A 23,144-nucleotide genomic window follows, 5' to 3' on the forward strand; every position below is an offset into this window, starting at 1 on the left:
CTGGTTTTTTAAAGGATTTATGGCGGGGCAGTGCTGGCCAGAGGCCAATTAAGTTCCATCGTGCCGGGCTCTTGGGCCCGGCATCGTTATGGGTAAATGCTTTCGTCCAGGAAAGCCGGACCGACGCGTCATGCGCGCGACGCTCAGCAGGGTCGGCAGGTCAGAGGCGGCCATACTCCCGAGCCGTGCGATCGACGGCCTTGCGGGTCTTGTCGATCAGTTCGTCGATCTCGGCGCGCCCGGCCACCAGGGCCGGCGCCATGATCATCCGGCCCAGGGTAGAGCGGATGATCAGGCCCTCCTCAAAGCCCAGGGTGCGGCAACGCCAGGCCATGTCGTTTTCGTTGGCGAAGCGCTTGCGCGTGGCCTTGTCTTCGGCGAACTGCAGGGCCGCCACCAGGCCGGTGCCCTGCACCTCGCCAATCAACGGGTGATTGCCGAACACTTCCCTCAGGCAGCTTTGCAGGTAGGGGCCGGTGTCCTGCTTGACCCGGGTGACAACGCCTTCATCACGCAGGGCCTTGAGGTTGGCGATGGCCACGGCGGCCGCCACCGGGTGCCCGGAATAGGTCAGGCCGTGGGCGAACACACCGCCCTGCTCCACCAGCACCTGGGCCATGCGCTGGGAGAGCACCAGCCCGCCCATGGGGATATAGCCCGAGGTCAGGCCCTTGGCGATGGACAGGGTGTCCGGCTCGAAGCCGAAGTGCTGGTGGGCGAACCATTCGCCGGTGCGTCCGAAACCGCCGATCACCTCATCGGCACACAACAGCACATCGTATTGGCGGCAGATGCGCTGGATTTCCGGCCAGTAACTGTCCGGCGGGAAAATCATCCCGCCGGCGCCCTGGAAAGGTTCGGCGACAAAGGCGGCGACGTTCTCGGCGCCCAGTTGAAGAATCTTGTCTTCCAGTTGCCGCGCCGCACGCAGCCCGAACTCGGCCGGGCTCAAGTCGCCTGGGTGGGCGAACCAGTAGGGCTCGTCGATGTGCGCCACATCCGGGATCATCCCGCCCATCTCATGCATGAACGCCATGCCGCCCAAGGCCGAGGCCCCCAGGGTCGAGCCGTGGTAACCGTTCCAGCGGCCGATCATGATTTTCTTCTGCGGTTGACCGAGTATCTGCCAGTAACGGCGCACCGTGCGGATCAGCACCTCGTTGGCTTCGGAGCCGGAGTTGGTGTAGATCGCGTGGCTGTAGTGGCTCGGCAACAGGCTGAACAGCAGCTCCGAAAGTTCCACCACCGCCGGGTGGGTGGTGTGGAAAAACAAGTTGTAGTACGGCAGTTGCTCCAGCTGGCGGGTGGCCGCAGCGGCCAGGTCCTTGCGGCCGTAACCGAGCTGGGTGCACCACAGCCCCGACATGCCGTCGAGGTAGCGCTTGCCGTCGTTGTCCCACAGGACCAGGCCTTCGCCACGCACCATCACCCGAGGCCCCTCCTCGTTCAGCGCTTTCTGGTCGAGAAAGGCATGAATGTGGTGGGCTGCATCCAGCGCCTGGTACTCGGCGGTGTCACGGCGGTTACTCGATGGCGCGGTCATTGCAGGTTTCTCCTGGGCTCTTGGCGGCAGGGTGCGGCGGGCGCTGTAGGGGCCAACCGATCACGCCGACCGCCTGGTGCGTTCAGTGAGGTTCGATAGTGCGACATCCCCGGACCGAGGAAAATTAGTAAAAATATGCTTGGGAGCGATAAAAAAGCTCGCCAGAGGGCACACGCCCGACGCGCCCGGCTGAGGTATGGTGCAGGTTCGACGGGCACCGTCCTGGCGCCTGATCCCAGCCTCCAGCACCGCCGCTCGCCCACTGGCCAAACGCCGCCCATGAACTGCGCCGCCATCACCCGACAGAGGTTCCCGTGGCTACTTACACCTTGCGCCAACTCAAGTATTTCGTGACCACCGTGGAGGCCGGCAGCGTGGCCGAGGCTTCGCGCAAGCTGTACATCGCCCAGCCGTCGATCTCGACTGCGATCAAGGGCCTGGAAGAAAGCTTCGGCGTGCAGCTGTTTATCCGCCACCACGCCCAAGGGGTGTCGCTCACCCCCAGCGGCACACGCTTCTACCGCAAAGCCCAGGAGCTGCTGCGCATGGCCCATGAGTTCGAGCAGAACGCCATGGCCGACAACGACATTGTTTCCGGGCAGATTGATATCGGCTGTTTCGAGACGGTGGCGCCGCTGTACCTGCCGCGCCTGATTGCCGGTTTTCGCCAGCGCTACCCCGGGGTGGACATCCGCATCCGCGACGGCGACCAGCAGGAACTGGTGCAGGGCCTGACCGCCGGCACCTTCGACCTGGCTTTTCTGTACGAGCACGACCTGGACAACACCATCGAGACCGAGCCCTTGATGCCGCCGCAAAAGCCCTATGCGCTGCTGCCCGAGGGGCACCGTTTCACCGAGCAGGCCGAGGTGTCCCTGCGCGACCTGTGCCTGGAGCCGATGATCTTGCTCGACGTGCTGCCCAGCCGCACCTACTTCGTGCGCATCTTCACTGAGCTGGGGCTGACGCCGAACATTGTCTTCAGTTCGCCCTCCATCGAAATGGTCCGGGGCATGGTCGGCCAGGGCTTCGGCTTCTCCCTGCTGGTCACCCGGCCCCATTCGGAATGCACCTACGACGGCAAGAAAGTGGTGGCCGTGAACCTGGCCGAGCAGGTGTCGACCTCGGGGCTGGTGTCGGCCTGGCTGAAACGCGCCCAGCCGACCAAGCCCGCCCAACTGTTCGTGGCCTATTGCAAGGAACAACTGAGTGCCGGGGCTGCCGGCGTCTGCCCCTAAGCGACAACGGCTGGGCGCGGTGCGAGTGAGGACGCCCTCAGGCGCCGCTGCGCAGCCAATCGGTCAGGCGCGCGAGCATGGCGTCGCAGCCGTCGAGCTGCTCCTGGCTGACGAACTCATCGGCCTTGTGCCCCTGGTCCATGCTGCCCGGGCCACAGACCACGGCCGGAATGCCGGCCTGGTGAAACAGCCCGCCCTCGGTGCCAAAGGCCACGGTGCCGAATGCCCGGCTGCCGCTGATACGCGCCAGCAACTCGGCCAACGAACCCTGGGGGTCGGTGGCCAGCCCCGGGTAGGCGGACAGGGGCTCAAAGGCAATATCGCTGGCACTGCTGCGGGCGCGCATCGCCGGCAACAGCTGGTGTTCGGCGTAGTCGGCCAACTGATCCACCACCTGCTGCGCATCGAAATCGGGCAAGGCCCGCACCTCAAAGTCGAACTGACACTCGGCCGGCACGATGTTCAAGGCCCGGCCGCCCTGGATCATCCCGGTCTGCACTGTCGAGAATGGCGGGTCGAACCGCCGGTCATGCAACGCCCCCTGGGCCAGTTGCTCGCCGATGTCCCCCAGCTTGCCGATCAAGCGCGCCGCGTACTCGATGGCGTTGACCCCCTGGGGCGCATAGGCCGAATGACAGGCCGCGCCCTTGACCTGGCAACGCATGGCCAGCTTGCCCTTGTGACCGAGCACCGGCTTGAGCTCGGTGGGCTCGCCGATCAGGCAGGCGATGGGCCGGTGCGGCCGCTGTGCGAGTTCAGCCAGCAGCGAACGCACCCCCAGGCAACCGACCTCTTCGTCGTAGGAGAACGCCAGGTGCACCGGCACTTGCAGCGGTTGCGCAAGAAACTGCGGCACGGCCGCCAACACCGAGGCGATAAAGCCTTTCATGTCGGCACTGCCCCGCCCGTACAACTTGCCGTCGCGCTCGGTCAGTTGGAACGGCTCGACGGTCCAGGCCTGCCCAGCCACCGGCACCACGTCGGTGTGGCCCGACAGCACCAGGCCGCCGCGGTCGCTGGGGCCGATGCTGGCGAACAGGTTGGCCTTGGTGCGCTCGGGGTTGTAGACCAACTCGGCGTCCACTCCCTGGGCCTTGAGGTAGTCGAAGACAAACGCGATCAGCGCCAGGTTGGACTCGCGACTGACGGTGTTAAAGGCAATCAGCTTGGCCAGCAATTCACGACTGGTGGGCATGGACGGGGCTCCTGGGGCATGGCGATAAAAAGCGGCCGGGCGATGAATCGCACCCGGCCAGGAAGCGCATTACTCGTTGCCTGGCACGCCATAACTGGGGGCCGCCGTGGGGTTCAGGGCGCGGGTCTGGTAGTCCTGCATCTGCGGCTGGTAGGCCTGCCAGAGCCGGTCCAGTTGCCCGATCGGGTCGTCATCGGCCCAGTCCACACGCAGGTCGACAATCGGCCAGGTCAATTCCTCGACCACCGACAGCGCCGCCGAGTGCACCGGCCCGGCTTCACCGCCAGCGGCCACAGCGGCGTGCATGGCGGCGAGCAAGCGCTGGGCCAGGCTGCCTTCGGCGTGTTCGAAAGCGGCGACCATGGCGCCGATCACCTCGGTGCTCGCCAATAAATTGCCAGCGGCCACACACTGCTCGCCCGCCAGCACCTGGCTGTTGCCCAGCGCCTGGGTGCCGCTGAACATCGCGCTGCGCCCCTGGCTGTCGAGCACCGCAACCTGGCGGTACTGGCTGTAGCCATTACTGTTCAAGGCCCTGTCCAGGGCGGCGCCGGGCTCCAGGCCGGCGGCCAGCAGGTCGAGGATCTGCGGGCCCAGTGCCGGCAGGGTGATGTTCTGCGTGGCCACCGCGCCGACCCCGGCCCGCAGCCAGGGGCAACGGGCGCCCACGGCGATGCTCGAAGAGCTGATGGCAATGCCCAACTGGCCGGTTTCGGCACAACGGCCAACGATGGAAAAGGTCATGAAACCTCCTTGGACTCAAGGGCTGGGGCCCAGCCGGCAAGGGCCAGGCACAAAAGGGGGACGTGCAATCAGTCAAGCCCGCCGCCGACCGCCTGTATGGCACGGCCGGCGCACCAGGGTTCAGTCCGGGATGACCGCGATCACGTCGATTTCCATCAACCACTGCGGCTGGCCGAGGGCAGACACCACCAGGCCAGTGGAGATCGGGAACACCCCTTTCAGCCATTTGCCGACTTCCTGGTAGACCGGCTCGCGGTAGCGCGGGTCGGTCAGGTAGGTGGTGGTCTTGACGATATGGCTGAGGTCGCTGCCGGCCTCTTCCAGCAGTTGCTTGACGTTTTTCATCGCCTGCTCGGCCTGAGCCTGCGGGTCGCCCAGGCCCACCAGGCGCCCTTCGAAGTCGGTGCCCACCTGGCCGCGAACATAGACCGTATTGCCGGCCCGCACGGCCTGGCACAGGTCGTTGTCCAGGCTCTGGTTGGGGTAGGTGTCTTTGGTGTTGAACATACGAATGCGGGTATGAGTAGGCATCAACGGGCTCCCATCAGGCGGGTGGTTACGGGTGAGGAATCACGCTCGGCCTGGCGTTGCGAGGCGTCACGGTAATCCAGGTATTTGCGTTGCTTGGCGATGTGTTCGCCGATGTGCCGGGCGTCATGCCACACGCCCCAGATAAACGCCGAACCGCGCCGCGACAGCCATGGCAGGCCGACAAAATAGACCCCGGGCTCGCTGGACACGCCGCGCTGGTGGCGAGGCTTGCCGTTGGCGTCGAAGGCATCGACCTGCAGCCACTGGTAGTCCACGCCGTAGCCGGTGGCCCAGATGATCGAGGTCACGCCGGCCTTGGCCAGGTCCAGCTGGAGAATGGGTTGGCTGACGCAGACTGGGTCCGGCAGCATGTCGCGGGCTTCAGGCTCCAAGGGCAGGTCGAGGCCATTGCGGGCGATGTAGGCATCGGCGGCATCCAGCAGCGCCAGGTAGTTCTCGTCGCCCCGCGCCAAGTTCTCGGCCAGGTTGGCCTCAAAGTTCACCACCCCGTTGCTGAAGGATTGGGTCAGCCCCACCAGGGTCATGCCCTGCTGGGCCAGACGGCGGAAGTCGATGGTCTCGCCGCCCCGGGCACCACTGACAGCGATGGTCACGTGTTCCTTGCCCGGCTCCACGCCTTCAGCGTCCCATTGACCGAGCACGCCCAGCCACCAGCAGAAATCACGGTTGCGATAGGAGCGCGGCGGACGATCGTGGGCGCCCACCGAGAGGTACACCTGCCGCCCGGAACGTTGCAGCTCGTCGGCGATCTGCACCCCCGACGACCCGGCCCCGACCACCAACACCGCGCCCTCGGGCAACTGCTGCGGGTTGCGGTAGTCGGCCGAGTGGATCTGGCTGATGGCACCGGCCTGCGCGGCAATCGGCGGGATGACCGGGCGCTGGAACGGGCCGGTGGCAACCACCACGTGCTGGGCCTCGATCACGCCCTCGGAAGTGGTCACGGTAAAGCCCGGGCGGTCGGCATTGCGTTGCACCCGGTGCACCTCCACGCCCGTGCGAATCGGCGCGTTGAACGCCTTGGCGTAGGCTTCGAAGTAATCCGCCACCTGGTCCTTGGAGGCGAAGGCATCGGGGTCCAGGCCGTCGAATTCCAACCCCGGAAAGCGGTCGTGCCAGGCCGGTCCGTTGGCCACCAGGGAGTCCCAGCGCCCGGTGCGCCAGCGTTCGGCGATGCGCTCGCGCTCCAGCACCAGGTGCGGCACGCCGAGCTTGCTCAGGTGCTCGCTCATGGCCACACCGGCCTGACCGGCGCCTACGATAAGCGTGTCGATAAATGACGATGCGGCGCTGGTGCCGGCTTGGTTCAGGTCGATCATGGCTTGCCCCTACAGATGCGGATCATGGCTGCCCCGGGAGTGCCTCGAAAGGTGGGGGTTGGACGCATTCTGTTCGGAGCCGGGCAATAGCGAAATTATGATTTTTGTCGTCGCTGGCGAGGAAAAAGCTGGGCGTGCCCGATGCCGGGTTCGCGAGCCTCCAGGGCGCGTGCGGCTTTACCCCGCCTGCCAGGACCCGCATCATGCGCCACTCGCCCCCATGGAGGACCCGGTACATGTTCAAGGCATTATTCGACAGACTGTTCAACCGCCCGCCGACACCCGATGCCTTTGCCCAGAAGATCATCCAGGCCGCTCGCGAAGGCGGCTACCGCAGTGACCTCGACTACCAGGCGGACGAATTTCGCGTGGGTTACGGCGATCAGTGCTACTTCAATCTGCACAATGCCTACCACGAGTACCAGCAAGCCGCCCCCGCTCAGCGCCCCCAGGTGCTGACCCACTACGTGAACATTCTGCTGGGCACCCAGGACAAGGCCCCCCAGCCCTTCGAAGAGGTCCGCCCGCTGTTGCGGCCGGTGATTCGCAGCCTCGGCATGCTCGAAGAAGTTCGGCTGTTCCAGGTGCGCAGCAAGGGCTGGGACTCGCCCCTCACCTTGGCTCATCAGCCCTTGGGCAAGGATTGCGTATTGCTGCTGGCAGTGGACTACCCCGACGCCACCTCGACCCTGACCCAGGGCCCCCAGAACGACTGGGGCATCACCCTGGAACAGGGCCTGGCCATGGCCCTGGACAACCTGCGCGACAGCACCCCCGAAGCCTTCGAGGAAATCATCCCCGGGCTCTACCTGGGCGCCTGGAAGGACGGCTACGACGCCAGCCGCGCCTTGCTCCCCGACGTGCTACAACGGGCGCCGATCAAAGGCCGGCCGGTGTTCATGATGCCCACCCACGACGTGCTGCTGGTGACCGGCGACAAGGACCTAGAAGGCCAGCAGGAGATGATCGAATTGAGCTTCCAGGCCATGGACAACGGCCGCGCCCTGTCGAGCCAGGTCTACACCTACGATGACCGGCGGATCGTGCCCTTCAATGTGGCCCAGGCCGCGCTCCAGGAACGCCTGGACGACCTGCAGCGCAGGCTGTGGCACAGCCTCTACAGCGTGCAGAAAGAAACCCTGGAAAAAATCCATGACACCTTCAACGACGACCTGTTCGTCGCCACCCACCTGCTCTACCAGCACACCAGCGATCCCAACAAGACCTTCTCGATGGCGACCTGGACCGAAGGCGTCGACACCTCGCTGCCGAAGGCCGACCGAATCATCCTGGTGCGTCCCAACCACCAGGGCGCCACCGACACCCAGGTGGTCGCCTGGCACGACGTCGAAACCCACCTGGGTGAACTGCTGGCCCCGGACCGCGAGCACTACCCCCCGCGCTACCGTACCCTGGGCTTTCCCAGCAGCGAACAACTGAGCCGGCTAACGCCGATGAACTGACACGCGTCGCCCCCACGTTGCTGGAACAATGGCCCGCAGAAACAGGCCGCGCAGAATCTGCCGGCCGCATGCTCGGCGCCGAATTGAAAAAGCGCAGGCTGACGCGCCGCCATTATTCTCGTTAGAATCGCGCCCTCCTCCCCCTGTTTATCGAGCACGAAAAATGGATGTTCACTCGGTTTTGACCTACACCCTGGTCGCTGCCATTTCCATCGCCAGCCCTGGCCCCGCAACTTTGATGGCCCTGCATAACAGCGTGGCGTACGGCGCCAAGTCGACCCTCTGGTCATCGCTGGGCAACGTCAGCGGCCTGTTCTGCATGTCGGCCGCTGCCATGCTCGGGCTGGGGGCGCTGATCGCCAGCTCTGAGCTGATTTTCAACGCGGTGAAGATCGCCGGTGCCGGCTACCTGTTCTACCTCGGCGCCAAGCAGTTGTTGAGGAAAACCCCGACCCTGGCGGTGACCAGCGACGGCCAGCCGCAAGAGGCCATGCCCTCGCCGGTCAAGCTGTACAAGTCGGCTTTCCTGACCGCGGCAACCAACCCCAAGGCGACGATTTTCTTCACCGCACTATTCCCGCAGTTCATCGATCAACAGGCGGCGCTGGTTCCACAGTTCCTGATCCTGACCCTGATCTTCATGGCCTTGTCGCTGATCTCCCTCAGCGCTTACGCCCTGCTCGCTTCGCGGGCCAAAGGCGTGCTGACGCGCCCGGCGTTTTCCAAGTGGGTCAATCGCGTGGTCGGTTCCACCTTTATCTTCTTCGGCAGCGCGATCCTGACCATGCGCCGGCAAACGGCGTAAACGCCCACTCCGGAGCGCCCATGGCCCCCGCCTCGCCCCCCGCTGACGGCTTTATCACCGCCGCCCCCAACGGCCCGATCCAGGCCGAATTCCGGGGGCTGGTGGCGCAGGTGAGCCACCGTTTGAGCCAGCAATTCCCGAACCTGCTCGACGGCCTGTACCTGTACGGCAGCGTGGCCCGGGGCGATGCCAAAGCGGGGACGTCGGACCTGGACTTGACCCTGGTGCTGCAGCGCCCGGCCAGTGCCCAAGAACAAGCAGACCTGGAATGCCTGCGGCAGACCCTGGCGGCGCAACATCCGGAAGTGCTGAAGATCGATTTCGACATCGGCCTGCGCGCCGAGGTGCTGGCCCCCGAGTATCGGGCGAGCTGGGGCTACTGGCTCAAGCACCACTGCCGCTGCCTGTGGGGCAACGACCTGAGCACACACTTCACGCCGTTCAAGCCGTCCCGGGCCATTGCCATCGCGGTCAATGGCGACTTCGCCAGCGTCCTCCTGGGGTACGCCGATCGCATCGATGGCGCCGGGCAATCCGTGGACGTGCCCCGCTGGCAGCGCGAGGCCGCACGCAAGCTCATACGCTCGACCAACCTGCTGCGCACGGAGCAGGAGCAGCGCTGGCCGGCCAGCCTGGAAGAGCATGCCGAGCTGTTTGTCGAAGGCTTCCCGGCCATGGCGGCGGCCAGCGCTTTTTTCCTGCAGCACGCTCGGCACAGTGCGGCAGCGGTCCCGGGGTTCAGCCAACGGCTGCGTGAGTTCACCCGTTGGCTGCAAGCCGCCCATCAAGACCCCAGCACCGCGCCTCGCTGACACCGAGCGACACTCACTTGTGGAAAATCGTTTTCCATTCCTGGTGCTAACCACCCGCCATCACCCGCCATAGACTGCCTGCGGCGCACTCCGCGCTGCCAACAAGGAAGCGCCTGTGCAGGCCATCGTCGACATCAACTGGGCCTTGTGGCTGTCCACCATGGCGCCCCTGGCCCTGAGCGCCGGCCCCGGCAACCTGATGGTCGCCACCTCCGGGGCGCAGAGTGGCGTGCGCCATTCCCTGAGGTTTATCGCCGGGCTGGACCTCACTTACCTGCTGCTCGCGCTGCTGATGGGGCTCGGGCTGTACCACAGTCTGAGTGCCTACCCGACACTGATGCGCGGCCTGCAAATAGCCGGCAGCGCCTACATTTTCTGGCGCGGCCTGCGCCTGCTGCGCCGCCCGCCGACCGCCAGCGCCGAGCCCTCCAGGCCGCTGCAATGGCGCGACGGCGTGGTGGTTCAACTGGGCAATGTCCAGGGGCTGGTGATGTTGCTGGTGATGTTCGCGAGTTTTTTGCCCGTGGACGACGCGCGCCCGACCCAGGTGCTGATGCTCAGCACGGCGCTGATCGCCCTGAACTTCTGCGCCCACCTGCTGTGGGTGTCCCTGGGGGCGACGGTGCAACGCCTGATGCGCACCCGGCCCGGCTGGCTGGTGCTGCAGAATGCGGTGTTCGGGCTGCTGCTGTTGGCCGTGGCCGGATGGATGTTGTTCAGGGCCTGGTCGATCTGAACCAGACCGCCGCGCTTACTGCAACTCGGCCGCGTGCTGCTGCAGCCACTGGTCGAGGTGCTCCACTACCCGGTCGACCCGCGCCAGCCCCTGGCTCGCCTGATTGCGCAGCAGCCAGATCTCCGCCCCCGGTGCCGTCAGCATCGGCAGCACCGGGCACAACCCCAGGCGATGCCCGACATAGGCCGGCAAGGCCGCGATCCCCAGGCCGGCCTGCACCGCCTGGAGCTGGGCATTGAGGGTCGGCACCCGCAACCACAAGCCCTGCCCGTCGCTGATCTGCGCCAGCCAGAGCGCCAGGGGCATGTGGGCCATGTCCTCGCTCCAGCCGATCAGGCTATGGGCCGGCAGATCGGCCGCCGACCCGGGCAGCCCCTGAAGTGCGGCGTAGGCGTCGGAGCAGAACAGCCCTTGGGCCAGCCGGCCCACCCGACGCTGGGTGAACGGGCCGCTCTCGGCTCGGCGCAACCGCAGGATCACGTCACTCTGGCTGTGGGCCAGCTTGCTGGAACGTGCGGCGTTGACCAGGTCGAAACGGATCTGCGGGTAGCGCTCGCGAAAGCCCAGCAAGCCGGGAATGATCAAGTGGGTGCCCATCAGTTCCGGACACTCGATGCGCACGCTGCCTTCCAGGCCGCTGCCGGGATGGGCCACTTGACGTTGCATCTGCAGGAAGCGCGCCTCGGTCTCCAGGGCCAGGGGCAACAGCGCCTGCCCGGCTTCGCTGAGGAAATAGCCGGTGGTGTTCTTCACGAACAGGCCCTGGCCCAGGGCCTGTTCAAGGGCGGCCACCTTGCGCGCAACGGTGGACGCCGAGGCCTTCAGGGCATGCCCGGCATCGGTGATGTTGTGGGCCTTGGCCACGGCCAGGAAAAACTTCAGATCGTCCCAGTTCACGGTGCTGCCTGTCCCTGAATGCAAAAATGCTGGGGCGGATCTTATGCCAAACCGCGCCCCGGGCGTGACCTGTTTTCCATGGCCGCCAGGCTTGCCAAGCACGTGCAAAACCGCCCACAGTAGCGCCCTTTTCCACGACTGACCGATAGGGATAGACCACCTGACCATGGACATTCAGGAGCTCAAGCAACGCCTGGCCAAGCCGGCCGTGAAGTTCAGCGCCGGCGGTTTTCGCCCCACCCACAGCGATGAAGAAAGCTGGTTGGGTCGCGTCTTTCTGTACGGCCCCGACGAAGAACTGCCCTGCAACCCGCAGGGTGAGCCGCTGCTGCCCTTCGCCCAGTTTTACCTGCCGGCCCTGCCCTTCAGCAGCCCATGGCTGGAAGGCGTGCGAGTCCTGACCCTGTTCGTCGGCAACCCCTTCCCCGATGAGCTGGAACCCATGGGCAACAACTGGGTGATTCGCGAATACCGCGCCGACGACGTGCTGGTGCGTAAGGAGCTGACGGCGCCCAAGGCCTTCCTAAAACCCTTTCCTTTGAAAGCCGAAGTCGTTGCCGAGGACTATCCCTTGTGGGACGGCGGCGGTATCCCCCGGGACCTGGAACTGGAAGTCCTCAGCCTCGAACGAGACGGCACCATCAGTTGTTACTACGACCTGGTGAGCCACTGCTACGAGCACAAACTGGGGGGCTACCCGTCCTTTTGCCAGGCCGGCATCGACCCCGGCGACGGCTTTGAATTTGTCATGCAGATCTCGTCCGACGCCAAGATCAACCTCAACGTGATCCACAGCGGCAGCCTGATGTTCTGGAAGCACCGGGAGAGCGGCGAATGGGCGATCTACTATGACTTCTACTGAAGCCCCCGCCGATTACCACGGCCGTTGCCTGTGCGGCGCCGTGCAGTATCGGCTGAGCAGCCCACCCAAAGCCGTGACCCATTGCCATTGCAGCCAATGCCGCAAAGGTCACGGCGCAGCCTTTGCCAGTTACGCCAGCGTGCCGCGCTCAAGCCTGCACATCAGTGGTGAGCCAGAGGCGCTGAACAGCTACGCCTCCTCCCCCGGTGTGGCCCGGCAGTTCTGTGGCCGTTGCGGTGCCTCACTGTTCTGGAGTAACACCCAGGGCGCCTACGCCGACTGGGTCTCGATCGCCCTCGGCAGCCTGGACACGCCCTTCCTCGCCCCCCGACAAAAACACCTTTACGTGGCCGACAAGGCGCCGTGGCACAGCATCACCGACGCCTGGCCGCAGCACGACTGAAGCCCTGGCATCGCCAACAGACTGACGGGCAGAAAAACCACGCCGCGGCCCGTCAGAACGCCCCCGCTTGCTCCAGCATTTCCAGCAGGCCCAGGGGATAAACCGTGTCGTGGGTGGCTTCCAGTTCAGCCCTGGACCACCAGCGATGGTCGGCCATGACCCGCTGTTCCTCGACAGTCCATTGTTCCCGGGACAGCCGGGCATCGCTCACCTGCAGCAGGTAGTAGCGCTCGACGGACCGCACCTCTTCACCACTGGGCAAAAGCATGGGGAAACTGCGCTCGCCCACCGATGCCCCCGCGTGCTCGATACGCAACCCGGTCTCTTCCCAGAGCTCGCGAATCGCCGCGGCCTCGAAGCTCTCGCCGGGTTCGACACCACCACCGGGCGTGGCCCAATAGCTGCGCCCGGCCAGGGCATCGTCATGGTGCCGGAAGTGGAACAACAGCAGCGCCCGGTCGGGGTTCAAGACCAGCCACCGGGCCGATTGACGTTCGCGCATAAGGCCATCCTTTTCCATGAGTAAAAAAAGCGCCGCATGATCGGGGTTGATGGGGGCGGCGCGAGATGATTCCAGCAGCCCGGCACCTAGCCCTCCGCGCCCCCACGGAAGCTGTCGGCGCTCAGGCCGAAGCGGTTCATTTTGTTGTACAGGCCGCCGCGAGAGACATTGAGCTGGCGGGCGGCGAGGCGGATATTGCCGCCGCTGGCGCGCAGGGCCGCGATGATTGCCTGCATTTCCTGGGTGCTCAGGTCCAGCGCCGCCCGGGGCTCGGCGCTGATGGCCAGGCCTGGCCGACGCGGGCCCTGGAGGATTTCCAGAGGCAGGTCGCCGAGTTGGATCTGCGCGCCGCTGGCCAGGTTGGTGGCCCGTTCGATGGTGTTTTCCAGCTCGCGCACATTGCCCGGCCAGGGGTAGGCGGCCAAGGCTTCCATGGCTGCAGGAGCGATGCCCTGCACCGTCTTGCGCAACGACTGGGCGCAACGCTGGAGAAAGTGCCAGGCCAGCAGGGCGATGTCTTCGCGGCGCAGGCGCAGGGGTGGCACCGTCAGGTTGAGCACGTTGAGGCGGTAATACAGGTCCTCGCGAAACGCTCCCTGGGCCACCGCCTGGCTGAGGTTGCGGTGGGTGGCCGCGATGATGCGCACATCCACCCGCTGGGACTTTTTCGCCCCGACCCGGGTCACCTCGCCCTCCTGCAACACCCGCAGCAAGCTGACCTGGGCGTCGAAGGACATGTCGCCGATTTCGTCGAGGAAAATGGTGCCGCCGTCCGCCAGCTCGAACTTGCCGGCCGAGCCACCCCGGGCCGAACCGGTGAAGGCGCCCTCCACGTGGCCGAACAATTCGCTCTGCACCAGGTCGCGGGGAATGGCCCCGCAGTTGACCGCGACAAAGGGCCCGCTGGCCCTATCGCTGGCGTTGTGAATGGCCTGGGCGAACAGCTCCTTGCCGGTGCCGCTTTCGCCGAGGATCAGGGTGGTGGAATCGCTGCGGCTGGCGATCCGTCCCAGGCGCAAGGCATCCTGGATCACCCGGGAGTTCCCCTGGATGGTGTCGAAGGTGTAGCTGGCCTGGGTGCCGATGAGGCGCCGGGTAATTTCGCGGATGCGCCGGTTCTCCCGCAGCGAAACAATGCGCCCACCTTGCTCCAGGGCGCACACCGACACCAGGCACGCCAGCTGGGTGCGGTCGTGCAGTTCGAAGGTGCAATCCAGGTCCCGCAGCCCTTCGCCCGCACGCAGCAATACCTGCTCCTTGAGTTCGCTCTGCCCCAACTGCTGGAAGGGCTGCCCGAGCAGTTCCGAACCGACCCGGAACAGTTGCCGGGCATAACGATTGAGGGCCTTGATCCGGCCCTCCTGGTCCAGCACCACCAAGCCTTCGTTGAGCACTTCCAGCACCGTGCGCTGTTCTTCCAGCAGGGTGTGCAGGGCCATCTGCCGTGACACCGCCTCGGCTGCCGCCTGCACCGTGCCCAGGGTATGAAAATGGAACCAGCCGGGTTCGGCGGTCAGGGTCAGCATGGCCAGGGTCCGGCCCTGGGCATCGCGGATCGGCGCGGCAGCGCAATGCATGCGCCGCTGGCGCAGGCCACTGGCGAAGTTTTCCTCGGCCAGCACATACACCAGGCGGTCTTCGGCCAGGGCCAGGCCGGTGCAATTGGTGCCCTGCACCGACTCCAGCAAGCGACTGCCCACGGGGGTCAGGTCCAGGCCACAGAACGCCAGGGTGGTGCCTTCGGCGTCAGTCAGGTTGATATGGCCCCGGGGGTTATAGGCCAGCAGCCCGCCCATGATCTGTTCGGCGGTGGCGATCAGTTGGCGGTTGGCGGAAAGCGTGGCCGCCAGGGCTTCAGGGCTGACAAAACGGTAGGCGGCGTCCTGCGGGTCCAACCCGGCCTCGACGCTGCGCCGCCACGAAGCCCAGATCACCTGCCGCACACCGGCCGGCCGTTCCAGATGCCCCTGCAGGCACTGGTGCCAGGCCTGTTGCACCTGGGGAATGGGCCCCTCGTTCAACGCCACCGGGCCGAGGGCGGTGATGTAATCAAGGTCGTCCGGGCCGATGGCGGTGGGCAGCAACGTGAGGGGCATGAGGGCTTCCTGACCATGTTCATATTTTTGACATGTCATTATAGACATGTCATCGACATGCACACTTCAAGCGTGTGAATTCATAAAATAGCCATAAATATCAATCACTTAAAAACTGGCACAGGCCTTGCTGAAGGGTCAGGGACGGCGCTGCGATGCGCCCCGAGCCCGACCCACAACAACAAGGAATCACCTTATGCCAGCACCCAAGATCATCCGCCTCGGCCTTATCGGCGCCGGTCGCATGGGCAGCTTCCATGCCCAGACCGCTGCCCGGCACATTCCCGGCGCGCACCTGGTGGCCATCGCCGACCCAACGCCCGGCCAAGCCGCGCGCCTGGCGGCGGAACTGGGGGTCGAACGGGTCTACACCGACCCGCAGCAACTGCTCGACGACCCGCAAGTCGATGGCGTGCTGATCGCCGCCCCAGCCCGCAGCCACGCCGAACTGGTGATCAGTGCCGCCCGGGCCGGCAAAGGCATCTTCTGCGAGAAACCCATGGCCATCACCCTGGAGGAAGCCGACCGCGCCATCGCGGCCGCCGCCGATGCCCAGGTGCCGTTGCAGGTGGGCTTCAACCGGCGTTTTGCCCGCAGCTTCCGCGCCGCTCACCAGGACGTGCTCGCCGGGCGCATCGGCACCCCGCAACTGCTGCGCTCCTTGACCCGCGACCCGGCCCTGAACAACCCCGCCGCTTCGCCGCAATGGGTGATCTTCCTGGAAACCCTGATCCATGACTTCGACACCCTGCGCTACCTCAACCCGGGCGCCGAGGCGGTTGAAGTCCACGTCATGGCCGACGCCCTGATCGCCCCCGAATACAAGGCCAAGGGCCTGCTGGACACCGCGGTGGTCAGCATCCGCTTCGACAACGGCGCCCTGGCCACCGCCGAAGCCAGCTTCCAGGCGCTGTACGGCTACGACGTGCGCGGCGAAGTGTTCGGCAGCGCCGGCATGCTGACCATGGGCGAGATCCGCGACAGCGACCTGCTGCGCTACACCGCCACGGGCATCCAGGCCGATACCCTGCGCCTGGACACCGACCTGCTGCGCGATGCCTACATCGCCGAACTCAACCACTTTGTCGACTGCCTGCGCAGCGGCGAGCAACCCCTGGCCAGCGGCGCCGATGCACGGGCTGCCCTGGCCATCGCCCGGGCCTGCATCGATTCGTTCCAGCAAGGCAAGGCGGTGCGCGTGGAAGGAGCCCGGTCATGAGCCACTGCCCGTTCAAACTGGCGGTCAGCGCCGAAATGGTGTTCCTAGAACTGCCGTTCGTGGAGCGGGTGCAGCGCATCCACGCCCTGGGGTTCAGCGCGGAAATCTGGGACTGGACGCAAAAGGACATCGTCGCCCTGGCCGCCACCGGCGCCGATTTCACCTCCATGACCGGCTACATCAGCGGCAACCTGACCGAGCCCGAAGGCATCCGCAATCTGCTGGACAGCGCCCGGGAATCCCTCGGTGTGGCCGCCCGCCTGAACTGCCCGAGCCTCAACCTGCACGGCACCGGCCTGGACAACCGGGGTCTGCCGGTACGGCCCGTGGCCCGCAGCAGCGGCGCCCAGTGGCTGCGGGCGTGCAAGACCCTGGAGCAGATCGCCCGCCTGGGCGAAGACGCCGGCAAGGTGTTTCTCCTGGAAAACCTCAACACCGCGGTGGATCATCCCGGCACCCCGTTCGCCCGTGCCGACGACACTTTGGCCCTGGTGGAAGCCGTGGGCAGCGCCCACTTGAAAATGAACCTGGACCTGTACCACGCACAAATCGGTGAGGGAAACCTGATCGAATTGATCCAGCGCGCCGGTGCGGCCATCGGTGAAATCCAGGTGGCCGACGTGCCTGGGCGCAAGGAGCCGGGCACCGGCGAAATTCATTACCCGGCGATTGCCAGGGCCTTGCACGGCATCGGTTATAAGGGGGTGGTCGGCCTTGAAGGCTGGGCCTCGGGGGATTCCGAACAGGCCCTGGAACGCTTCCGCCACGCCTTCACACTGGCGTGAACAGCACCGGGCTCTCGGCGGGCCGCCCGGCCCCGAGAGCCCACTGCAGCACCGATGGATCTTGATGAATTTCATCCCATAACAACAAAAGGAAAACCATCATGCGTCGCTACTCATTTCTGCTTGCCGGGGCCCTGACCCTGTTCAGCCACCTGGCCCTGGCCGACTACCGCATTGGCGTGAGCATCGCCAAGGTCGACGACAACTTCATGACCTACGTGCGCAGCGGCCTGGCCGATGCGGCCAAGCAACAACAGGTGCAGGTCCAGTTCGAGGACGCCCAGGGCGACGTGGTGCGCCAGTTGAGCCAGGTCGAGAACTTCCTCGCGCAAAAGGTCGACGCGGTGATCGTGCTGCCCGTGGACACCGCCGCTGCCACCAACATCACCCGTGCTGCCGTGGCCGCAAAAATCCCGCTGGTCTACGTCAACCGCCGCCCCGACCAGCCCGAACTGCCCAAGGGCGTGGTGGCGGTGGCTTCTGACGACATCGAGGCCGGGCAACTGCAGATGCGCTTCCTGGCCGAGAAAATGGGCGGCAAGGGTAACGTCGCGATCATCATGGGCGACCTCGCGCAGAACGCTACCCAGGGTCGCACCGAGGGCGCCAAGCAGGTGCTCAAGGACTACCCGGGCATCAAAGTGGTGGGCGAGCAAAGCGCCGAATGGCAACGCAGCAAAGGCATGGACCTGACCAGCAACTGGCTGCTGGCCGGGGTCGACATCGACGCCATCGTCGCCAACAACGACGAGATGGCCATTGGTGCCTCCATGGCCCTGCAACAGGCCGGCAAGGCCAAGGGCGAAGTGCCGGTGGTGGGCATCGACGGTCTGCCCGACGGCCTGAACGCGATCAAGCGCGGGCAACTGGCCGCCTCAGTGTTCCAGGACCCCAAGGCTCAGGCGGCCAGTGCCATGCAAGCGGCGCTGAAGCTGATCAAGGGTGAGCCGGTGGAGACCTTTGTCTGGGTGCCCTACCAGTTGATCCGCCCGGAGCAGGTGGCGAGCTTCGAGCAGCACTTCAAGTAGCAGCCGGTTAATCGGCATCGAGGGTCAATACCGGCCCTCGAAGGCCTCTTCGACCCGCATCAGTTCAGGCGCTGGCTCATCAACCCATGCAGCACGCCCAGCCGCAACCCGGGCTCCGAAGGCGCCATGCGCTCGACGCCAAACACCTTGAAAACCGCCAGCATCAGCGCCAGGCCACCGGGCAGGCTGCCGAGGCGCTGGGGTTGCAGCCCCAGCAGCCTGAGCTGGCGAACGTGCCCGACCTGCAGCAGGCGCAGGGACAAACGCAGCAAGCCGCCGTAGGTGATGCCCTCCTCCCCGGCATCGTTCAGGCCGTTGGCCTTGAGCACCTTGGCCAGCATGCGCGCGGTGCCCGATGAACCAATGGCCTGCTGCCAACCCAATTCGCGGTAGCGCTGGGCCACCCGTTCGAATTGCCGACAGGCCACGCGTTCGGCTTCCAACAGGCCGGTGGCGCTGATGACACCACCCGGGAAATAGCGAGTGCCGAAGGTGCCGCTGCCGATGGCCAGGCTTTCGGTGAGCAGTGGTTGGCTGCCCTGGCCGATGATCAATTCGGTGGAGCCACCGCCGATGTCCACCACCAGGCGCCGGTCCTGTTGCAAGGGGTCGGCATGGGCGATCCCGGCGTACACCAGGTGGGCCTCTTCCTGACCGCTGATGACATCGATGCGAAAGCCCAGGCGGCGCTCGGCACCGTGGAGAAACAGCCGTGCATTGTCGGCTTCACGCACCGCGCTGGTGGCCACGGCACGCACCCGTCCGGGCTCGAAGCCCCGCAAGCGTTTGCCAAAACGCGCCAGGGCCTGCCAGCCGCGTTCCAGGGCCAACTCATCCAGCGCCCCGCCCTGCAAGCCTTCGGCCAGGCGCACCGGTTCACGCAGGGTCTTGACGGCCTGGACCTGCCACTGCCGATCGCGCTTGAGGGGTTGCCCGATCATCAGGCGAAACGCATTGGAGCCCAGGTCGATGGCGGCATACAGGGGGCTTTCGCCTTTCATGGGCTGTGTTCCTGGCAAGTTCATCCGTTGGCAAGCACCCCTGCGCCGGCAGAGGGTTGGAGGGGATTTTGCCACTCGAAAGATGACGTCCGGATGACAGTGCCCAGGTATTTGAACGCTGGAACATGTCATCAAAACGTCATACGCCAGCCCGATACTGTGGCGAGCAACGCGTGCTCGTTGTTCTGGCTGCCAGGGTTATGGCAGCTTTTTTTTGCCTTTTTTTCAGCCCCTGCCCAGCGCCAGCCGGGCACCGGTCATCAAGGGGCCACTGGCACGTCCGCCTGACCCGTGGCGGTCAGCGCCGCACGCACCAGGCCATCGGCTTTCTTGCGCTCGACAAACTCTCGCACGTAGGCCGCACCGGCCTGGCGCTCGCGGGGCACGGCCATGGCTTGGCGAATGGCGGTGAAGGCACCGTCCAGCACCCGATAACGGCGGTCCGCGTCGGCCACTTTTTGCAGCGGCTGGCGCACCCCGGCGGCGGCATCCAGGCCCTGGGCAATGTACAGGTCCACCGCCGCGGCCGAGGTTTCTGCACGTTCCAGTTGCGCATGCTGCAGGGTGCGACTGAGGAACAGGTCATAGGCCGCACCCTTGCCCACCGCGAGGCGCAGGCCCGGCTGGTCAAGATCCGCGACCGCCTGATAAGGCGCGTCGGCCGCCACCAGGTAAGTGCCTTCGATGATCACATAGGGTTCGCTGAAGGCGATCTGCTCTTCACGCACCGGCTCGATGGCCAGGAACGCCAAGTCCCAGGCGCCCTGCTCCAATGCCGCGAAAACCTTGCCCGCCGCGTCGAAGGTCTGCAACTCCAGGCCCACGCCCAGTTCCTCGGCCAACGCCTTAGCCAGGGCTACGGACACGCCCTGGGGCTTGCCGTCCGCGCCCGGCTGGGCCAGCACCGGGTTGCCAAAATTGATCGCGGCGCGCAACACGCCCTGGGGGGCCAGGTCGGCCAGGACTGCGGGGGAAATCACACTCATCATCGGCTCCAGATCGGGAAATGGCGCAAGCACCCTTACCAGAAAGGCAGGGATCAGGAAAGGATCAAGCCGCCCCTGACCATCCGTCCGCCAAGCCTGTAGGATACCGCCCACCTCAAATTGCCCCACAGGAGCGCCCATGAACGACACCCCTTACCGCTTGACCCTGGGCGCCGACGCCGAAGCCATGGCCGAGGTGCGACAGGGCCTGGAGCGCTTCAATGCGCAGAGCATCGGTCACTCCCAATATGAGGACTTCCAGCTCTACGCCCGCGATCAAGAAGACCAGGTCATCGGCGGCCTGTTCGGCAATGTCGGCATGGGCTGGCTGTACATCGACTACCTGTGGCTGAACGATGAAAAGCGCAGCCACGGCCTGGGCAGCGCGTTGCTCAAGCGGGCCGAAGAGTACGCCCTCGACCTGGGTTGCAAAGGGGTGTTTCTCTACACCTACAGCTTCCAGGCGCCGGGGTTCTATCAGAAACAGGGCTATCAGATCATGGGGGTGCTGGAGGATTGCCCGCCGGGCCACCAGCGCTTCTACCTGAAAAAGCACTTGCCGGCGTAAAGCGCTGGCGGGCCAGCGGGCGCCTCAACTGCCGCTCGGCTGGAACTGCTTGCGGTACGCCGCCGGCAGCAGGCCGACCCGCTGTAGAAACAGGCGGCGGAACGAGTTGCTGTCTTCGTAGCCCACGGCGTAGGTGATGCTGTCCAGGGTCATGCGGGTGGATTCGAGCAGTTGCTTGGCCTTTTCCAGGCGCAACGCCTGCAGGTACGCCAGGGGGGTGTAGCCGGTGGCGTCCTTGAAGCGCCGCTTGAAGTTGCGGGTGCCAAAGGCGAAGCGCTGGGCCACGTCGTCGATCAGCAACGGTTGCTGGAAATGCTCCTCCAGCCAGTCCTGGACCCGCAGGATTTCACCATCGCCGTGGTGCTTGGGCAGCGACCACAGGGCATACACCGATTGCTGGGTGCGCACGTTATCCACCAGCAGGTACTTGCCGCATTTCTGCGCCAGTTCCAGGGACGCGAAGCGCCGCACCAGGTGCAGCAACAGGTCCATGGCCGCACTCGCCCCGCCGCTGGTGATCAACCGCTGGTCCTCGCAGAGAATCTGCGCGGCGTCCAGACGCACCGTGCCATAACGGCGCCGGAACAGGTCGGCGAACGCCCAGTGGGTGGTGGCCCGCATCCCGTCCAGCAGCCCGGTTTCCGCCAGCATGAACGCCGCCGTGCACATGGAGGCCAGGACCGCGCCCCGGGCATGCTGCTGGCGTAGCCATGGCCCGTACGCGGCAAAAGCCGGCAAGGCGTCCTTGAGGGTGAAAAGGAAGCCGGGGATCAGCACCAGATCGGTGTGCACGGCTTCGGTGAGCGCCACGTCGACCCGCAGCACCTGCCCGCCCCACGCCGCCACATCGGCGCCGTCCAGCGATGCGCAAACCACCTCGAACGGCTGCCCCGAGCCCTCCGCAAACAGGTTGGCGGCGCTGAGCATTTCCAGGGCCAGGGTGGCGCTGGCGGCGGAACATTGGTCCGCCAATAACAAGGTGATGTGCATAACCCGGCCTATTGCGCTTTTCGCATGAAATAAGTCATTTACGCACCTACTGTAACTGAAGCCGGATCCTTAGAGTGCAACGCTCATTCATTGATCGGCGTGCTTATGAATCTCTGGTTCCGACTTTTGCTCATGCTTTTTCGTCGTCCCTGGCTCAAGCCCGTCGACGGCCTCGCCACCACGGTTACCCGCATGCGCGTGTGGCCGCTGGACCTGGACCTCAACCGCCACGTAACCAATGGCCGCTACTTCACCCTGGCCGATGTCGGGCGCATGGATTTCGTCCTGCGCACCGGGGCCTTTCGCGTGGCCTTGCGGCACCGGGCCGTGCCCATCGTCGGTGATGTGTGGGGCAAGTTCCGCCGCGAGCTGAAGCTCTTCGAAGGCTTCGAGATTCACACGCGGATGCTTGGCTGGGACGAAAAGTGGAGTTTTATGGAGCACCGTTTTGTCAGCCGTGGACGGGTGATCGGTGTGGTGGTGATGCGCGGCCTGTTCCGCTCGGCCAAGGGCACGGTGGCGCCGGGGGCGTTTTTGCATGAGCTGGGCCTGTCCGAAGCATCGCCACCGATGCCGCAGTGGCTCAAGGACTGGTCGCAAAGCTGCGACGACATGAGCCAGCAGCTGCGCGCTCAAGAAGCCCCCGCAGCCACCCTGCCCTGATGCCGGCCGCCGTAGCGACAGGCTGGGGTTTCAGCCGATCGGCGGCCGCGTCAGGTTGACCCATTCCTGCACCGCCGGGTGCTGCCATTGGCGCTGCGCGTAGGCCACCAGGGCCGGCGGCACCGGGTCGCCGTTGAGGATCAGCCGGTTGAGCATCAGCGCCAGGTCGACATCAGCAATCGACCATTGGCCACACAGGTACTCGGCATTCCCGACCAGCAACGCCTGGGCAGCCTCGATCAGTTTCTGTGCTGCCGACGCGGCCTGCGGCGACAACGGCCCGGCCTTGACGCCATAGAACACCACCAGGGTCGAACGCTCCTGGCGAATCGGCAGCAAGTCACTGCGCAACCAGGCCTGGACTTGCCGGGCCCGCGCCCGTTGCACCCAATCCTCAGGGTAAAGCGCCGCTCCGGGGAAGGCTTCGTCCAGGTACTCGGTGATGGCCGACGACTCGGACAAAGCCAACTCGCCCTGCACCAGGGTCGGTACACGCCGGGTCAGCGACAGGCTGGCGTAAGCCGGCGCCTGGTGCTCGCAGGCCTCCAGATCGAGGGGAATGACCTCGAACTCAAGGCCCTTGTGCCGCAGCGCCACAAACACCGACAGGGCGTAAGGGCTGGTGAATTGAGCATCGACATACAAACGCAGGGGCGAAGGCTGGGTCACGGCACATACTCCATCAAGGGCTGAAAAACAGGCAACTGCGGCCACGCTACGAGATCCCCCGCCATAAA

Annotated in this window: 24 protein-coding genes; 12 read left to right on the plus strand and 12 right to left on the minus strand. The window is 65.4% G+C overall.

Annotation, left to right across the window (positions count from 1 at the left end; genetic code table 11):
- Positions 1-160: 160 nt before the first annotated feature.
- Positions 161-1,543 (minus strand): aspartate aminotransferase family protein, encoded by a 1,383-nt coding sequence (locus M1B35_RS12805; RefSeq protein WP_268262092.1) that lies wholly within the window; start codon positions 1,541-1,543, stop codon positions 161-163.
- 314 nt (positions 1,544-1,857) lie between these two features.
- On the opposite strand from M1B35_RS12805, the gene M1B35_RS12810 reads away from it, so the two are divergent.
- Positions 1,858-2,781, plus strand: a complete 924-nt coding sequence (locus tag M1B35_RS12810; protein ID WP_123331635.1) for a LysR family transcriptional regulator — start codon at positions 1,858-1,860, stop codon at positions 2,779-2,781.
- A 37-nt stretch (positions 2,782-2,818) separates the two neighbouring features.
- On the opposite strand, the gene argE is transcribed toward M1B35_RS12810, so the two are convergent.
- The 4 genes from argE to M1B35_RS12830 all read right to left on the minus strand — a co-directional run bounded on the left by argE (position 2,819) and on the right by M1B35_RS12830 (position 6,591).
- Complete coding sequence (gene argE, locus M1B35_RS12815) at positions 2,819-3,976, minus strand: acetylornithine deacetylase (protein WP_268262093.1); 1,158 nt, start codon at positions 3,974-3,976, stop codon at positions 2,819-2,821.
- 69 nt (positions 3,977-4,045) lie between these two features.
- Entirely contained in the window at positions 4,046-4,720 is a 675-nt protein-coding gene (locus M1B35_RS12820; protein ID WP_268262094.1) for a DUF1028 domain-containing protein, read from the minus strand.
- Between the two features lie 120 nt (positions 4,721-4,840).
- Complete coding sequence (locus tag M1B35_RS12825) at positions 4,841-5,251, minus strand: RidA family protein (RefSeq protein WP_123331628.1); 411 nt, start codon at positions 5,249-5,251, stop codon at positions 4,841-4,843.
- Positions 5,251-6,591 carry a flavin-containing monooxygenase gene (locus tag M1B35_RS12830; RefSeq protein ID WP_268262095.1) on the minus strand — a complete coding sequence of 447 codons (1,341 nt, stop codon included), beginning with the start codon at positions 6,589-6,591 and terminating at the stop codon, positions 5,251-5,253. The genes M1B35_RS12825 and M1B35_RS12830 overlap by 1 nt, the downstream gene beginning before the upstream one ends.
- A 236-nt stretch (positions 6,592-6,827) precedes the next feature.
- Here M1B35_RS12830 and M1B35_RS12835 point away from each other — a divergent pair, with 236 nt between their 5' ends.
- The 4 genes from M1B35_RS12835 to M1B35_RS12850 all read left to right on the plus strand — a co-directional run bounded on the left by M1B35_RS12835 (position 6,828) and on the right by M1B35_RS12850 (position 10,407).
- Positions 6,828-8,054, plus strand: coding sequence for a DUF1444 domain-containing protein (locus M1B35_RS12835; RefSeq protein WP_268262096.1), 1,227 nt, complete (start codon positions 6,828-6,830; stop codon positions 8,052-8,054).
- 163 nt (positions 8,055-8,217) lie between these two features.
- On the plus strand, positions 8,218-8,859 hold the full coding sequence (locus M1B35_RS12840) for a LysE family translocator (RefSeq protein ID WP_268262097.1): 642 nt from the start codon (positions 8,218-8,220) through the stop codon (positions 8,857-8,859).
- A gap of 20 nt (positions 8,860-8,879) precedes the next feature.
- A complete protein-coding gene (locus M1B35_RS12845) occupies positions 8,880-9,671 on the plus strand; it encodes a nucleotidyltransferase domain-containing protein (protein ID WP_268262098.1) in 792 nt (263 codons plus the stop codon).
- A gap of 115 nt (positions 9,672-9,786) precedes the next feature.
- Entirely contained in the window at positions 9,787-10,407 is a 621-nt protein-coding gene (locus M1B35_RS12850) for a LysE family translocator (protein WP_268262099.1), read from the plus strand.
- 15 nt (positions 10,408-10,422) lie between these two features.
- On the opposite strand, the gene M1B35_RS12855 is transcribed toward M1B35_RS12850, so the two are convergent.
- A complete protein-coding gene (locus M1B35_RS12855; RefSeq protein WP_268262100.1) occupies positions 10,423-11,304 on the minus strand; it encodes a LysR family transcriptional regulator in 882 nt (293 codons plus the stop codon).
- Between the two features lie 166 nt (positions 11,305-11,470).
- Between M1B35_RS12855 and M1B35_RS12860 the strand changes: the two genes are divergently transcribed.
- Positions 11,471-12,166, plus strand: coding sequence for a YwqG family protein (locus M1B35_RS12860; RefSeq protein ID WP_268262101.1), 696 nt, complete (start codon positions 11,471-11,473; stop codon positions 12,164-12,166).
- Positions 12,153-12,569 (plus strand): GFA family protein, encoded by a 417-nt coding sequence (locus M1B35_RS12865; RefSeq protein ID WP_123331612.1) that lies wholly within the window; start codon positions 12,153-12,155, stop codon positions 12,567-12,569. Before M1B35_RS12860 ends, M1B35_RS12865 begins: the two co-directional genes overlap by 14 nt.
- A 52-nt stretch (positions 12,570-12,621) precedes the next feature.
- On the opposite strand, the gene M1B35_RS12870 is transcribed toward M1B35_RS12865, so the two are convergent.
- The gene (locus M1B35_RS12870) at positions 12,622-13,071 is read right to left on the minus strand and encodes an NUDIX hydrolase (protein WP_268262102.1); all 450 of its coding nucleotides are present in this window, start codon (positions 13,069-13,071) and stop codon (positions 12,622-12,624) included.
- An 86-nt stretch (positions 13,072-13,157) separates the two neighbouring features.
- Positions 13,158-15,167: a sigma-54-dependent Fis family transcriptional regulator gene (locus M1B35_RS12875; RefSeq protein WP_268262103.1), complete on the minus strand. Its 2,010-nt coding sequence runs from the start codon at positions 15,165-15,167 to the stop codon at positions 13,158-13,160.
- 196 nt (positions 15,168-15,363) lie between these two features.
- Between M1B35_RS12875 and M1B35_RS12880 the strand changes: the two genes are divergently transcribed.
- The 3 genes from M1B35_RS12880 to M1B35_RS12890 all read left to right on the plus strand — a co-directional run bounded on the left by M1B35_RS12880 (position 15,364) and on the right by M1B35_RS12890 (position 18,199).
- Positions 15,364-16,386 (plus strand): Gfo/Idh/MocA family oxidoreductase, encoded by a 1,023-nt coding sequence (locus M1B35_RS12880; protein WP_123331606.1) that lies wholly within the window; start codon positions 15,364-15,366, stop codon positions 16,384-16,386.
- Positions 16,383-17,171: a TIM barrel protein gene (locus M1B35_RS12885; RefSeq protein ID WP_123331603.1), complete on the plus strand. Its 789-nt coding sequence runs from the start codon at positions 16,383-16,385 to the stop codon at positions 17,169-17,171. Before M1B35_RS12880 ends, M1B35_RS12885 begins: the two co-directional genes overlap by 4 nt.
- Positions 17,172-17,272: 101 nt before the next feature.
- Complete coding sequence (locus tag M1B35_RS12890; protein ID WP_123331601.1) at positions 17,273-18,199, plus strand: sugar ABC transporter substrate-binding protein; 927 nt, start codon at positions 17,273-17,275, stop codon at positions 18,197-18,199.
- Positions 18,200-18,258: 59 nt separating this feature from the next.
- On the opposite strand, the gene M1B35_RS12895 is transcribed toward M1B35_RS12890, so the two are convergent.
- Together M1B35_RS12895 and M1B35_RS12900 are read right to left on the minus strand one after the other, a co-directional pair.
- On the minus strand, positions 18,259-19,200 hold the full coding sequence (locus tag M1B35_RS12895; RefSeq protein WP_123331599.1) for a Ppx/GppA family phosphatase: 942 nt from the start codon (positions 19,198-19,200) through the stop codon (positions 18,259-18,261).
- A gap of 260 nt (positions 19,201-19,460) precedes the next feature.
- Positions 19,461-20,186 carry a transporter substrate-binding domain-containing protein gene (locus M1B35_RS12900; protein WP_268262104.1) on the minus strand — a complete coding sequence of 242 codons (726 nt, stop codon included), beginning with the start codon at positions 20,184-20,186 and terminating at the stop codon, positions 19,461-19,463.
- A 139-nt stretch (positions 20,187-20,325) separates the two neighbouring features.
- On the opposite strand from M1B35_RS12900, the gene M1B35_RS12905 reads away from it, so the two are divergent.
- Positions 20,326-20,754, plus strand: a complete 429-nt coding sequence (locus M1B35_RS12905; protein WP_268262105.1) for a GNAT family N-acetyltransferase — start codon at positions 20,326-20,328, stop codon at positions 20,752-20,754.
- 24 nt (positions 20,755-20,778) lie between these two features.
- On the opposite strand, the gene M1B35_RS12910 is transcribed toward M1B35_RS12905, so the two are convergent.
- Positions 20,779-21,744 carry a GlxA family transcriptional regulator gene (locus M1B35_RS12910; protein WP_268262106.1) on the minus strand — a complete coding sequence of 322 codons (966 nt, stop codon included), beginning with the start codon at positions 21,742-21,744 and terminating at the stop codon, positions 20,779-20,781.
- Between the two features lie 105 nt (positions 21,745-21,849).
- On the opposite strand from M1B35_RS12910, the gene M1B35_RS12915 reads away from it, so the two are divergent.
- Positions 21,850-22,407 (plus strand): thioesterase family protein, encoded by a 558-nt coding sequence (locus M1B35_RS12915; RefSeq protein ID WP_268262107.1) that lies wholly within the window; start codon positions 21,850-21,852, stop codon positions 22,405-22,407.
- 30 nt (positions 22,408-22,437) lie between these two features.
- Here the strand turns inward: M1B35_RS12915 and yfcF are convergent, their stop codons facing one another.
- On the minus strand, positions 22,438-23,076 hold the full coding sequence (yfcF, locus tag M1B35_RS12920; protein ID WP_259740375.1) for a glutathione transferase: 639 nt from the start codon (positions 23,074-23,076) through the stop codon (positions 22,438-22,440).
- Between the last annotated feature and the right edge of the window lie 68 nt (positions 23,077-23,144).

Origin of the sequence: Pseudomonas morbosilactucae (assembly GCF_023241665.1) — a bacterium.
Lineage (GTDB): Bacteria > Pseudomonadota > Gammaproteobacteria > Pseudomonadales > Pseudomonadaceae > Aquipseudomonas > Aquipseudomonas morbosilactucae.